The sequence below is a fragment of the Neptuniibacter sp. QD29_5 genome (genome assembly GCF_047778125.1).
Lineage (GTDB): Bacteria > Pseudomonadota > Gammaproteobacteria > Pseudomonadales > Balneatricaceae > Neptuniibacter.
Genome location: NZ_CP180556.1, coordinates 775,491 through 788,943 on the forward strand (window position 1 = coordinate 775,491; position 13,453 = coordinate 788,943).

The window sequence follows — 13,453 nt, forward strand, 5'->3', positions numbered from 1 at the left end:
TGAGCATGAGTTTAATCGCCAGCGATAAATTAAAAGTAGTCATCGGTTTAGGTAAGACCGGGCTGGCATGTGCACGCTATTTGGCATCTAAAAATGAGCGTTTTGTCGTTGTTGATAGCCGAGAGAATCCTCCAGGCATGGATGAGCTATCAACAGAGCTTCCTGATGTTAAACTGATTTGTGGTCCTTTTGATGCTGAACTACTGAGTAGTGCTTCAGAATTGATTTTGAGCCCTGGTGTTGCACAAAGTGATCCTGCTATTCAAGCGGCAGTAAAAGCGGGCGCGAAGTTAAGTGGTGATATCGATCTTTTCTGTAATGAGATCAGTGCACCTATTGTTGCGATTACCGGTTCAAATGCTAAAAGTACGGTCACTACCTTAGTGGGTGAGATGGCTGCTGCTGCCGGTTTAAATGTTGGAGTGTGCGGGAATATTGGTACGCCTGTACTCGAGATGTTAAATGAGCCTGAAAAAGATCTGTATGTTATCGAACTATCAAGCTTCCAGTTAGAAACAACCAATGATCTTCGAGCAGCAGTTGCAACTGTACTCAATATTAGTCCTGATCATTTAGATCGTTATGATTCTATGCAGGGTTATTATCAGGCTAAACACCGGATTTTCCGCGGAGCTAAAAAGGTCGTTGTTAACCGTGATGATGCACTGACAATGCCATTAATGCCGAGTGGTGTTGATCAGCTTGCTTACCACTTAGGTAAACCTGATCTGAAAGTCTTTGGTTTGATTGAAGAGAAGGGTGAAACCTGGCTTGCCGTTGGTCTGGATAAATTAATACCTGTATCCGAGTTAAAAATACGTGGTAGTCATAATATGGCTAATGCGCTTTCTGCGTTAGCTTTAGGTCAGTCTGTTGGCTTGCCAATGGATGCGATGCTAACGGCTTTAAAGAACTTTGCGGGCTTGAAGCATCGTTGCCAGTGGGTCGCTGAAAAAGCCGGTATTGAATACTACAACGATTCCAAGGGTACTAACGTTGGTGCGACTGTTGCTGCGCTGAACGGTTTAGGAAAAACCCTATCTACAGATCAGCGTATTGTGCTAATTGCTGGTGGTGTTGGTAAAGGTGCCGAATTTTCTGAATTGGCTGAACCAATGCAGCAGTTTGCAAGAGCGCTGATCTATATCGGTGAAGATGGGCCTCGTTTAGCTGACAGTTGTGAAGGCGTAATCAAAGAATCAGCGGACGATATGAAAGCTGCTGTTGCAAAGGCGCAAGCTCAAGCGAAGGAGGGGGATATTGTTTTGCTATCACCCGCCTGTGCGAGCTTTGATATGTTCTCTGGTTTTCCCGCTCGTGGTGATGCTTTTATTGATGCGGTGGAGGCTCTTTGATAATTTCTTTGGCGATGACAAACATTAAGCAGAGGTTCGAGGGTTTAATTCCTTCGCCTCTGCCTGTTTGTGCGTCACAAAGAGTGTTGCCATTTGACCCTTGGGTGCTGGCTTGTTCAGTTGCTTTGGTTCTAACGGGTTTTGTAATGATTAGCTCTGCATCTTTAGATGTGGCGCTAAAAAATAACGGGACAGCGTATTTTTACGTTATTCGTCAGTTCATATTTATCATGCTGGCGATGATCGGTGCTGTAGTCATTTGGAATATCCCAATGCACTTTTGGGAGAAGACCGGGCACTGGTGGATGTTGGCTGCCGGTGTTTTATTGATTTTGGTACTTATCCCGGGTGTGGGTAAAGGGGTAAATGGTAGTCATCGTTGGTTACCTTTAGGCCCTTTAAATCTCCAGGCATCTGAAGTCGCTAAGTTTTGTATGGTGATGTACATGGCTGGCTACTTGATTAGGCGCCTGGATGAAGTGCGTAGCAGCTGGAAAGGGATTGCGAAGCCGACTCTACCTCTAGGTATTTTTTGTGTGCTGCTGTACTTCGAGCCGGACTTTGGTGCCTTAGTTGTCCTGATGGGGACAGTTATGGGGATGATCTTTTTGGGTGGGATGCGCTTTTCCCAATTCTTGATGGTGATCTCTGGTGTGGTGGGTCTGCTGGTTGCTGTTGTCGGATTGCAGCCTTACCGAGTGGCTCGACTTCAGAGCTTCTTAGATCCATGGTCTGATCCTTTTGGAACTGGGTATCAGCTATCGCAGGCACAGATCGCTTTTGGTCGTGGTGAATGGTTTGGAACGGGGTTAGGTAATAGCGTTCAAAAGCTATTTTATCTGCCAGAAGCTCATACTGACTTTGTGTTTTCAGTATTGGCTGAAGAGTTGGGTTTTATCGGCGCGATCGCTTTGATCTTGGTTTACGCCGTATTAATCGTGAATATTTTCCGTATTGGTCGGCGAGCTGAAAAGGTAAAATCCTTTTTCTCTGCTTATGTCTGTTACGGCTTTGCAATTATCTTTGCAGGGCAAGCGTTGATCAATATTGGAGTGAATGTTGGCGCTTTGCCTACAAAAGGTTTAACGCTTCCTTTGGTAAGTTACGGTGGAAGTAGTTTGTTAGTGAGTTGTGCCATGTTGGCCGTTATTTTGAGAGTTGACTACGAATTGAAACTAGCTGGAAAAAATCAGCCAGATGCTGAAGCTAAAGAACGTACATCAAAAAATCAGGAGGCTGCTGCATGAGTGCTTCTGATAAAAAAGTAGCTTTGATTATGGCTGGTGGCACTGGCGGCCATGTATTCCCTGCATTGGCCACTGCAGAGAAACTACAGGAACAAGGTGTTCATGTTGAATGGTTGGGCTCTCGACACGGAATAGAAGCTGATTTGGTACCTGCAGCCGGATTAAAACTGCATTCTATTGAAGTAAGAGGCCTAAGAGGTAAAGGCAAGTTAAGTCTTCTTTTGGCACCATTTAAACTGTTAATCGCTTTGTGGCAGGCGCTAACGGTTGTTCGCTCTGTTAAGCCTGATGTTGTATTAGGTATGGGCGGTTTTGCTTCTGGTCCAGGTGGCCTAGCTGCGTGGTTGCTAAGAATTCCGTTGATTATTCATGAACAGAATGCTGTTGCTGGAATGACCAATAAGGCGTTGTCTAAATTAGCCAAAAAAGTTCTGGAAGCATTCCAAGGTGCATTTAAAAGTGGCCTAACGACTCAGACCGTGGGTAATCCGGTACGCGGAAGTATTTTGAATTTACCTGAACCTAAAGAGCGTTTTTCTGACCGTGAAGGACCTTTGCGCCTTCTGGTTGTAGGTGGAAGTTTAGGCGCGAAAGCGATTAACGACCTTCTGCCTAAAGTGCTTGCTGATTTACCTGATGAACAACGCCCAGAGGTTTGGCATCAGGCAGGAAAACGAAATATTGAAGAAACTCAACAGCGTTATGAAGCGTTGGGCGTAACTGAGTGTAAAGTTGTGCCATTTATTGATGATATGGCGGAAGCCTATAGTTGGGCAGATGTAGTTTTATGTCGTGCTGGTGCTTTGACTGTGAGTGAATTGAGTAATGCAGGTGTGGCATCTGTATTAGTACCTTTTCCTTATGCAGTCGATGATCACCAAACTAAGAATGCAAATTATCTTGCTGAGAGAGATGCTGCGATTTTAATTCAGCAGGCGGATCTTAATAAAGAAACGCTGACAGCATTATTAACAGAACAATTAAATCAACGAGAAACGTTGATGGAAATGGCGAACAAAGCTCTATCACTAGGTAAGCCTGAAGCAAGTGATGTGGTAGCAAATGTTTGCCTTGAGGCAATGAAGTAATGAAACAACAAAATGCTTTCACCCGTTATGAAATACCGGAAATGCGCCGTATCAGCCGAATTCATTTTATCGGCATTGGTGGTGTGGGTATGTGTGGTATTGCGGAAGTGTTGCTGAATCAGGGATATCAGATCTCAGGTTCAGATATTAAAGTGTCCGCGACAACTCAACGCCTAGAAGGCTTGGGGATGAACATCTTTATTGGGCATGCCGATACCAATGTCTCAGGTGTGGATGTGGTTGTTGTTTCCACTGCGGTTAACGAAGAAAACCCAGAAGTGAAAGCTGCGCGTGAGCAGCGAATTCCGATTGTGCGTCGTGCTGAAATGCTGGCTGAATTGATGCGCTACCGTCACGGTATCGCTGTAGCCGGCACGCACGGTAAAACAACGACGACAAGTCTGTTAGCTTCTATTTTTGCTGAAGGTGAGCTTGATCCGACATTTGTGATTGGCGGTCGACTAAACAGTGCTGGTACCAACGCCAAAATGGGCACGAGTCGCTATCTTGTGGCGGAAGCTGATGAAAGTGATGCTTCATTCCTTCACTTACAGCCTATGGTTGCGATTGTTACAAACATCGATGCGGACCATATGGAAACTTATGAGAATGACTTCTCTAAGTTGAAGAAAACATTTGTGGAGTTTCTACATAACCTTCCGTTCTACGGTCTTGCGGTTATGTGTATCGATGATCCTGTTGTAAGGGAAATCCTTCCGGAAGTTAGTCGTCCAGTGCTGACTTACGGTGTAGAGGAAGATGCTGACTACCGTGCTGAGAATATCAGACAAGAAGGTATGTACACCCGTTTTACCGTTAAGCGCCCAGGGGACTTTGCCGATCTAGAAATCTCACTGAATATGCCGGGCCATCACAATATGTTGAATGCCTTAGCGACGATTGCTGTGGCTACCGATGAGGGCATTAGTGATGAAGCAATCTGCACAGCATTAACTAAGTTTGAAGGCGTTGGTCGTCGTTTCCAAGTTCTGGGGGACGTGCCTGTCAATGGTGGTAGCGTTATGTTGGTTGATGATTACGGTCACCACCCAAGAGAAGTTAATGCCGTTGTTAAAGCTATTCGTGAAGGCTGGCCAGATAAACGTTTGGTAATGATTAATCAGCCTCATCGTTATAGCCGAACTCGTGATTTGTATGAAGACTTTGTGGAAGTACTTTCTGAAGCAGATGTGTTGTTACTTCTAGAAGTCTACGCCGCGGGTGAAGAGCCAATCGCTGGCGCTGATAGCCGCAGCTTATGTCGAAGCATTCGTCAGCGTGGTCGTATAGATCCGGTATTTGTTAGCGATAAAGACACCGTTGCCGATGTGCTGAAAGATATTTTGGAACCAGGTGATCTATTACTGACTCAAGGTGCGGGTGATATTACAGCGCTTGCTCATCAGCTAAAACAGGCCAACCTTGTAGCCGATAAGGAGGAAAAATGAGTTATCAAATTGATGCTCAAATGAAATCCGACTTCGGACGAGTTGCGGTTATTTTTGGTGGTAATTCATCTGAGCGTGATGTTTCTCTCAAGAGTGGTGCTGAGGTTCTAGCTGGACTACAACGAGCAGGTGTCGATGCATTTGGTATCGATCTCTATGGTCCTAATGGCGATCAACAACCGTTACAACAGCTACAAGAAAATCACTTTGATCGTGCCTTTTTGATTTTACATGGCCCTGGTGGTGAAGACGGTACCTTGCAAGGTGCGTTGGAAATGCTAGGCAAACCATACACCGGAAGTGGCGTGGCAGCTTCTGCAATCGGTATGGATAAGTTAAGAACCAAACAGGTGTGGATAGGCGCTGGCTTACCGACTCCAACCTTTGCGGCATTCAACGGTGAGTTTGAGGTTGATGACATCGTTGAGCGTCTGGGTTTACCGATGATTGTTAAGCCTGCGCACGAAGGTTCCAGTATTGGAATGAGTAAAGTTGCGAGTGCTAGTGAACTAGAAACAGCATTGGAAACAGCCGCTGGTTTTGATCGTAGTGTGATCGCAGAAAGTTGGATGGGTGGCGACGAGTATACCGTTGCGGTGCTTGATGGTTCTGCATTGCCTCCTATTCAGCTAGTCACGCAGCACGAGTTTTATGACTTTGATGCAAAATATCTAGCGAACGATACGCAGTACAAGTTCGATCATGGTTTGTCAGAGGACAAATTAACATCCCTGAAACGTCTAGCTGAACAAGCATTTGCCGCGGTTGGCTGTAAAGGCTGGGGGCGTGTAGATGTGATGCAAGATCAAGATGGAAACTTCCAACTATTAGAAGTTAATACGGCTCCGGGTATGACTGATCATAGTCTTGTGCCTATGGCTGCGCGAGAGCAAGGGATTAGCTTTGATGAGTTGGTCGTTAGAATATTAAAAACGGCCCAATAAAATGAACCTTTTGCGATTTTTTCGACAAACTGAACCGTTGGAGGAGCAAGAAGTAGAGCTTGCTAAGCCTCGCGGTGCCAGTCGTGAAAAGATCGCTAAAGAAGAACCAGTAAAAGGGAAAGCTGATAAAAAGAATCCTAAAAAGGATAGCCTAGTAAATAACGATACTGAGTTTTGGTGGAAGCCATTTTGGACGTTGTCTTCTCTAGTTATTTTTATCGGCGTGTTATGGGGTATTGGTCATAACTTATGGCAGTGGTTGGATCGCCCGGTAGCGAGCGTAGTGATTGAAGGTAAAACCCAGCATTTGGACCGAGAAAAGTTAGGGCAGATTATTGCTGGGGACCTAACAGCGAATCTATTAGAGATTGATATTGAATCGGTTCAATCACTAGTAAGTGAACAGCCATGGGTCAGGGTCTCTTCTATTCGACGAGATTGGCCCGATACCTTGCTTATTGAAGTTGAGGAAGAGGTGCCGGTTGCTCGTTGGGGGGAGAGAGGTTTGTTAAACCATCAGGGCGATATATTTTGGCCTGAACTTTCTCAAGAGTATCGGAGCTTACCTAGATTAAGTGGGCCTGCTCCAGATACAGAAAGGGTAATGTCACAGTTTCATGATTTTAATCAGATGTTGAAGCCTATGGGGCTTAGTGTTGTCGCACTGGATTTAGAGGCTCGTGGAGCCTGGACCATGGAGCTAGATAACCAGATAAAAGTAGTTGTAGGTCGAGAAGCAATCAATGCACGCTTACAACGGTTTTTGACTTTGTATAAACAACGATTGGCTGCTCAAGCGGCTGATATAGAAACAATCGATATACGTTATACCCATGGGGTGGCGGTGAAATGGCGGGAAAAACCCGAAAGCGAAATGCAGGATAAAACATAATGAGTGGTTCGATGGAAAACAATATGGTTGTTGCGCTCGATATCGGGACCTCAAAGGTGCTGTGCCTTGTAGGGGAGATCGGTATTGATGGTGCCATCGAAATTATCGGCATTGGCTCGCACCCATCTCGAGGCCTGAAAAAAGGCGTTGTAGTGAATATCGAATCAACAGTGAGCTCGATTCAGCGCGCGGTAGAAGAGGCTGAATTGATGGCGGGTTGTAAGATTCACTCTGTGACAGTTGGGATTGCAGGTAGCCATATTAACAGCCTAAATTCTCATGGCATTGTGGCTGTTCGAGATCGAGAAGTTACTGAGTATGACCTGGAACGCGTAATTGATGCTGCACGTGCTGTGGCTATTCCAGCTGACCAGAAAATTTTGCACATTTTGCCTCAAGAGTATGAGATTGATAGCTCAGAGGGCATCAAAGAGCCTTTAGGGATGTCGGGTGTGCGTTTAGAAGCGAAGGTGCACCTTGTTACTGGTTCAGTGAATGCTGCTCAGAATATTGAAAAGTGTGTGCGACGTTGTGGTCTTGATGTAGATAACCTAGTTCTTGAGCAATTGGCTTCAAGCTATTCCGTTTTGACGGAAGATGAGAAGGAGCTGGGTGTTTGTATGGTGGATATCGGCGGTGGCACCTCTGATATCTCTATTTTTACAGGCGGTTCTATTCGTCATACTGCGGTCATTCCGATTGCTGGTGATCAAGTTACAAACGATATCGCGATGGCTTTGCGAACACCAACGCAGCATGCGGAAGAGATCAAGGTTAAATATGCGTGTGCACTGGCACAGCTCGCTACAGGTGAAGAGACCGTTAAGGTGCCTGGTGTAGGTGATAGGCCTGCTAGGGACCTTTCTAGACAGTCGTTAGCAGAAGTGGTTGAGCCCCGTTACGAAGAATTGTTTAGCCTGATTCAGGCCGAATTGAGACGCAGTGGTTTTGAAGATTTGGTTGCAGCAGGCATTGTGCTGACAGGCGGAACTTCGAAAATGGAAGGTGCCATTGAATTAGCTGAAGAAATCTTCCATATGCCGGTTCGCTTGGCGACACCACACGGTGTACGTGGGATGGAAGATATTTTAAGTAGCCCTATTTATGCAACAGGTATGGGGCTTCTGCAATACGCACAACAAGATCATGTTGGTGCTGTTGAGCAAGACGTCGAGCCAGAAGTCGTTGTGGGTTCGCAAAAGAGTGTTTTAGACAAGATGAGAGCTTGGTTTCAGAACAACTTCTGAACAAGCTGAAGGTTTTTAGATTGATAGCAGCAAAAGTAGCGTGCTGCTTTATTAGGGGATAGTGCTTGGCAGGGCACTAAAGGAGCTAACAATGTTTGAACTGTTAGATAGCGTTCCGCAAAATGCCGTTATTAAAGTTATCGGTGTTGGTGGTGGAGGCGGAAACGCTGTAAAACACATGGAAAGTGGTGACCTAGAAGGCGTGGAATTTGTTTGTGCAAATACAGATGCGCAAGCGCTTTCATCTATGGCGTCCCAAAAAGTTATCCAGCTTGGTAATACGCTTACCAAAGGCCTAGGCGCGGGTGCAAATCCAGAAGTTGGTCGTCAGGCAGCTATGGAAGATCGGGATCGCATTGCAGAAATGTTGCAAGGTGCGGATATGGTATTTATCACGGCTGGTATGGGCGGTGGTACAGGTACGGGTGCCGCACCTATCGTAGCCGAAGTAGCTAAAGAACTCGGAATTCTAACAGTCGCAGTCGTGACAAAGCCTTTCCCGTTTGAAGGCCGTAAACGAATGAGTATTGCTATTGAAGGTATCAAAGAGCTTCGCGAAAGTGTTGATTCCCTCATTATTATCCCTAACGAAAAACTGATGCAGGTACTAGGTCGTAATTGCAGCCTTTTGAATGCATTTGAGTCTGCCAACGATGTTTTGAAAGGGGCTGTTCAGGGTATTTCGGATCTTATTACACGTCCGGGTATGATCAATGTTGACTTTGCTGATGTGCGGACTGTTATGTCCGAAATGGGCATGGCGATGATGGGTACCGGTGGTGCGCGTGGTGAGAACCGAGCTGCTGAAGCTGCAGAGAAAGCGATCAAGAGTCCACTACTTGATAACGTAGATCTGAAAGGCGCGAGCGGTATCTTGGTAAATATCACTGCGGGTATGGATCTCAGCTTGGGTGAATTTACCGAAGTGGGTAATCAGATTGAAGAGTACGCATCTGAAAATGCCACGATTGTCATCGGTACCGTCATTGAGCCAGAGATGACTGACGAACTGAAAGTGACAGTTGTTGCTACGGGTTTGGATAAGCCAGAAGAAACGGTCCGCCCTGTTGCTGGTGGAATTCAAAAAGTGGATGGAAGTTTAGACCTTGAGCAGATCGATCTGCCTACGGTTTTGCGTCGCAAAAAAAATGAGGCACTTGACGGGCCGGCGGAGCCTGAAAGTGAGTTGTTAAAATCAACAGGTACTGAGAGCGAGTCCGCTTATTTAGATATTCCTACTTTTCTGCGCAAACAAGCGGATTAATTGGAATGTCCTTTCTAAAAGGGCGATTATTTGTTAGTATCTCGCGCTAGAGTGGCCTATTTTATTTTTTGGCAGATAGCATGATTAAACAGAGAACATTAAAAAACAGCATTAAAGCAACAGGTATTGGTCTGCATACGGGTCAGAAAGTGTATCTGACGTTGAAGCCTGCGCCAGTAAATACCGGTATTGTTTTCCGTCGTACTGACTTGGATCCAGTTGTTGAGATCCTTGCGCACGCGCACAATGTTTCTGATACAAAACTGTCAACCAACCTGGCTAAAGATGGCGCGCGTATAGCGACTGTTGAGCACCTACTTTCTGCAATGGCTGGCCTAGGTATCGATAATGCCTATGTTGAGTTAAGCGCAGAAGAAGTTCCAATTATGGATGGTAGTGCTGCGCCGTTTGTCTTCTTGATCCAGTCGGCAGGCCTAGAAGAGCAGAATGCTCCTAAAGAATTTATCCGTATTAAGAAAGAAGTAACGGTTGAGGCTGATGGCAAGTCAGCGACGTTCAAACCGTTTGACGGCTTTAAAGTAGGCTTCAAAATCGATTTTGAGCACCCAGCATTTGAAGGCCGTAACATGGAAGCTTTCCTAGACTTCTCTAGCACTTCTTTTGTTAAAGAAGTTAGTCGTGCGAGAACCTTTGGTTTTATGAGTGACTATGAATACCTTCGCTCTCAGAACCTAGCATTGGGTGGTAGCTTTGATAATGCAATCGTAGTAGATGATTACCGTATTCTTAATGAAGATGGTCTTCGTTACGACGATGAATTTGTAAAGCACAAAGTGCTGGATGCGGTAGGCGATCTGTATCTGCTAGGTAAGAGCTTGATCGGTGAGTTTTACGGAAACAAATCAGGGCATTACCTGAACAATCGTCTATTGCGCGAGTTGTTAGCGCAAGAAGATGCTTGGGAAGTGGTGACTTTCGAAGATAATGAAGAAAGCGCACCTATCTCTTATCAGAAGCCAGTGTTAGCGGTCTGATAGATAGAAAGAATTAAGAGCCGAACTTATATAGTTCGGCTTTTTTTTGTCTATTTTTCTATCTTTTTTCCATATTTTTTTTATTTCCCCTTTTAGATTCATTTTCTGCCCCCAATAAAGGTAGAATGCTGAGTTAATTTTTATCCGCTAATCGAGCGGACTATAGGTTTTAGACTTCACAGGTATAAGTCGAGATATGCTGACAGGACTGTTTAAGAAAGTTTTTGGTAGTAAGAATGATCGCGAATTGAAGCGCATGGGTAAGATCGTAAAGGCGATCAATGCGTTGGAAGTAGATCTAGAAAAACTAACGGATGAAGAGCTAAAGGCTAAAACGGCTGAATTCCGTCAGCGTCTTGATGATGGCGCGACTCTGGAACAGATCCTTCCTGAAGCTTTTGCTACGGTAAGAGAAGCATCAAAGCGTGTTATGGGTATGCGCCATTTTGATGTTCAGCTTATCGGTGGTATGACACTGAATGACGGCAAAGTTGCCGAGATGCGTACGGGTGAAGGTAAAACCCTTGTAGCAACATTAGCTGTATATCTTAATGCGTTGCCTGCTGAAGGCGTTCACGTAGTAACAGTGAATGATTACCTAGCAGAGCGTGATGCTGAATGGATGCGCCCTCTTTATGAATCTCTAGGCTTAACGGTAGGTGTTGCGCTTTCTGGTCAAAATCCAGAAGCGAAACGTGCTGCTTACGCTTGTGATATCACTTACGGCACAAACAATGAATTTGGCTTTGATTATCTTCGCGATAACATGGCTTTCAGTACTGCTGAGAAAGTACAGCGTGGCTTTAACTTCGCTGTAGTCGATGAGGTTGACTCTATCCTAATCGACGAAGCGCGTACGCCTTTGATTATCTCAGGTCCAGCTGAAGATAGTTCTCAGTTATACATCACAATTAATGAGTTGATTCCTTCGTTAGAGAAATTCGATGGTGAAATCGATCCTCAGGACGAAGATCAGGAGATTAACGAGCACTTCGTTGTTGACGAAAAAAACCGTACGGTTGAACTGACTGAAGCGGGTCATACTGCTGTTGAAGAGATGCTGGCGCAAAAAGGCCTTTTGAGTGAAGGTGATAGCCTGTATGCACCTCAGAATCTTAACTTGCTGCACCACGTGCTAGCGGGTTTGAGAGCGCATAACCTGTTCCAACGTGATGTCGATTATATTGTGCAAGGCAATCAGGTTGTGATTGTTGATGAGCACACAGGTCGAATCATGGAAGGTCGTCGGTGGTCTGAAGGTTTGCACCAAGCGGTTGAAGCAAAAGAGGGTGTATCGGTTCAGAATGAGAGCCAAACGTTTGCATCAACCACATTCCAGAACTACTTCCGTTTGTACGACAAGCTTTCCGGTATGACGGGTACGGCGGATACGGAAGCATTTGAGCTTCGCCAGATTTACGGTTTAGATGTTGTTGTAATTCCAACCAATAAAACCATCGCGCGTAAAGATGAGAATGATCTGGTTTACCTGACGGTTGAAGAAAAGTACGAAGCTATTATCAAAGAGATTCGTGCTTGTCAGGATGCGGAGCGTCCAGTATTGGTAGGTACAGCGTCTATCGAATCTTCTGAGTTGATCTCTTCATTACTTAAGAAAGAAAAAATTACGCATAATGTATTGAACGCAAAGAACCATGGTGGTGAAGCGTCAATCATTGCTCAGGCGGGTCGTCCGGGTGCGGTGACTATCGCGACTAACATGGCTGGTCGTGGTACCGATATTGTGTTGGGTGGTAAGTTAGAGGCTGAACTAGCTGAACTTGATAACCCATCTGAAGAACAAGTTGCAGAATTGACGGCTGCTTGGCAGAAGCGCCATGAGCAGGTATTGGAAAATGGCGGTTTACATATTGTAGGTACTGAACGTCATGAGTCTCGTCGTATTGATAACCAGCTACGTGGTCGTGCTGGTCGTCAGGGTGACCCAGGTTCATCTCGATTCTTCTTGTCACTAGAAGATGATTTGATGCGAATCTTCGCTTCTGATCGTGTAAGACAGTTGATGCAAGCGCTAGGTATGGAGCGCGGTGAAGCTATCGAACATAAGATGGTAAGTAATGCGATTGAGAAAGCGCAGCGTAAAGTAGAAGGTCGTAACTTTGATATCCGTAAGTCATTGCTTGAGTATGATGATGTGGCTAATGATCAGCGTACAATCATCTACGAGCAGCGTAATGATTTAATGGCAACTGACGATATCTCTGAAACAGTTAATTCTGTTCGTGAAGAGGTTGTCGCGAATAAATTTAGTGAGTTTGTTCCGCCGCAGAGCCTTGAAGAACAGTGGGATATTCCGGGTCTTGAGAAAGCATTGGAAACTGATTTCTCGATTAAAATGCCTATCCAAGAGTGGCTAGATCAGGATGATTCGTTGCACGAAGAAACCCTGCATCAGAAAGTGCAGGATACCGTGCTAGAGGTTTATCAGCAGAAAGAAGCGCAAGTGGGTGAATCTACAATGCGTAACTTTGAGAAGCAGGTTATGCTTCAGGTGCTAGATACCCTTTGGAAAGAACACCTGCAGACTATGGATCATCTGCGTCAGGGTATTCACCTTCGAGGTTATGCGCAGAAGAACCCTAAGCAAGAATACAAGCGTGAATCTTTCCACCTATTCCAAGAATTGCTGGAAAATATCAAGCGAGATGTTATCCGTATTCTGAGTCATGTGCAGGTTCAGCAGCCAGAAGATGTTGAAGCGATGGAGCAGCAGCGTCGTGAGCAAGCTGAACGACAGCAGATGGACTTTAAACATGACAATAGCTCCGCTATGTCGGGTGAAGAGGGTGAAAGTTCCAATGCTGAAGAGCAAGCTCAGCCAGAAACTTTCGTTCGAGATGGCCGTAAAGTAGGTCGTAACGAACCATGTCCATGTGGTTCAGGAAAAAAATACAAGCAGTGTCACGGTAAGCTTTCGTAAGAGTGAACTGTTTATTGGTCAACACAGAAAGC

The 13,453-nt window shown here is 45.3% G+C and carries 10 protein-coding genes; all 10 read left to right on the top strand.

Annotated elements, in window-relative coordinates:
* The first annotated feature begins 5 nt into the window (after positions 1-5).
* On the top strand, positions 6-1,355 hold the full coding sequence (murD, locus tag ACMXYR_RS03480; RefSeq protein ID WP_415902921.1) for a UDP-N-acetylmuramoyl-L-alanine--D-glutamate ligase: 1,350 nt from the start codon (positions 6-8) through the stop codon (positions 1,353-1,355).
* Between the two features lie 14 nt (positions 1,356-1,369).
* The gene (ftsW, locus tag ACMXYR_RS03485; protein ID WP_415903628.1) at positions 1,370-2,602 is read left to right on the top strand and encodes a putative lipid II flippase FtsW; all 1,233 of its coding nucleotides are present in this window, start codon (positions 1,370-1,372) and stop codon (positions 2,600-2,602) included.
* Positions 2,599-3,690 (top strand): undecaprenyldiphospho-muramoylpentapeptide beta-N-acetylglucosaminyltransferase, encoded by a 1,092-nt coding sequence (gene murG, locus ACMXYR_RS03490; RefSeq protein WP_415902922.1) that lies wholly within the window; start codon positions 2,599-2,601, stop codon positions 3,688-3,690. Before ftsW ends, murG begins: the two co-directional genes overlap by 4 nt.
* Positions 3,690-5,138, top strand: coding sequence for a UDP-N-acetylmuramate--L-alanine ligase (murC, locus tag ACMXYR_RS03495; protein WP_415883645.1), 1,449 nt, complete (start codon positions 3,690-3,692; stop codon positions 5,136-5,138). Before murG ends, murC begins: the two co-directional genes overlap by 1 nt.
* A complete protein-coding gene (locus ACMXYR_RS03500) occupies positions 5,135-6,082 on the top strand; it encodes a D-alanine--D-alanine ligase (protein WP_415902923.1) in 948 nt (315 codons plus the stop codon). The genes murC and ACMXYR_RS03500 overlap by 4 nt, the downstream gene beginning before the upstream one ends.
* A 1-nt stretch (position 6,083) precedes the next feature.
* Positions 6,084-6,974 (top strand): cell division protein FtsQ/DivIB, encoded by an 891-nt coding sequence (locus ACMXYR_RS03505; RefSeq protein WP_415887111.1) that lies wholly within the window; start codon positions 6,084-6,086, stop codon positions 6,972-6,974.
* Positions 6,974-8,221, top strand: coding sequence for a cell division protein FtsA (gene ftsA / locus ACMXYR_RS03510; RefSeq protein WP_415897613.1), 1,248 nt, complete (start codon positions 6,974-6,976; stop codon positions 8,219-8,221). The genes ACMXYR_RS03505 and ftsA overlap by 1 nt, the downstream gene beginning before the upstream one ends.
* 91 nt (positions 8,222-8,312) lie before the next feature.
* Positions 8,313-9,485 carry a cell division protein FtsZ gene (gene ftsZ, locus ACMXYR_RS03515; protein ID WP_415902924.1) on the top strand — a complete coding sequence of 391 codons (1,173 nt, stop codon included), beginning with the start codon at positions 8,313-8,315 and terminating at the stop codon, positions 9,483-9,485.
* An 80-nt stretch (positions 9,486-9,565) separates the two neighbouring features.
* Positions 9,566-10,480 (top strand): UDP-3-O-acyl-N-acetylglucosamine deacetylase, encoded by a 915-nt coding sequence (lpxC, locus tag ACMXYR_RS03520; RefSeq protein ID WP_415893582.1) that lies wholly within the window; start codon positions 9,566-9,568, stop codon positions 10,478-10,480.
* A gap of 196 nt (positions 10,481-10,676) precedes the next feature.
* Positions 10,677-13,421 (top strand): preprotein translocase subunit SecA, encoded by a 2,745-nt coding sequence (secA, locus tag ACMXYR_RS03525; protein ID WP_415902925.1) that lies wholly within the window; start codon positions 10,677-10,679, stop codon positions 13,419-13,421.
* Positions 13,422-13,453: the final 32 nt, after the last annotated feature.

Bases quoted from the DNA above. Each gene is read 5' to 3' on its own strand.
- secA (WP_415902925.1), top strand. From the start codon at position 10,677: ATGCTGACAGGACTGTTTAAGAAAGTTTTTGGTAGTAAGAATGATCGC.
- murC (WP_415883645.1), top strand. From the start codon at position 3,690: ATGAAACAACAAAATGCTTTCACCCGTTATGAAATACCGGAAATGCGC.
- ftsW (WP_415903628.1), top strand. From the start codon at position 1,370: ATGACAAACATTAAGCAGAGGTTCGAGGGTTTAATTCCTTCGCCTCTG.
- ACMXYR_RS03505 (WP_415887111.1), top strand. From the start codon at position 6,084: ATGAACCTTTTGCGATTTTTTCGACAAACTGAACCGTTGGAGGAGCAA.
- ACMXYR_RS03500 (WP_415902923.1), top strand. From the start codon at position 5,135: ATGAGTTATCAAATTGATGCTCAAATGAAATCCGACTTCGGACGAGTT.
- ftsZ (WP_415902924.1), top strand. From the start codon at position 8,313: ATGTTTGAACTGTTAGATAGCGTTCCGCAAAATGCCGTTATTAAAGTT.
- ftsA (WP_415897613.1), top strand. From the start codon at position 6,974: ATGAGTGGTTCGATGGAAAACAATATGGTTGTTGCGCTCGATATCGGG.
- murD (WP_415902921.1), top strand. From the start codon at position 6: ATGAGTTTAATCGCCAGCGATAAATTAAAAGTAGTCATCGGTTTAGGT.
- lpxC (WP_415893582.1), top strand. From the start codon at position 9,566: ATGATTAAACAGAGAACATTAAAAAACAGCATTAAAGCAACAGGTATT.
- murG (WP_415902922.1), top strand. From the start codon at position 2,599: ATGAGTGCTTCTGATAAAAAAGTAGCTTTGATTATGGCTGGTGGCACT.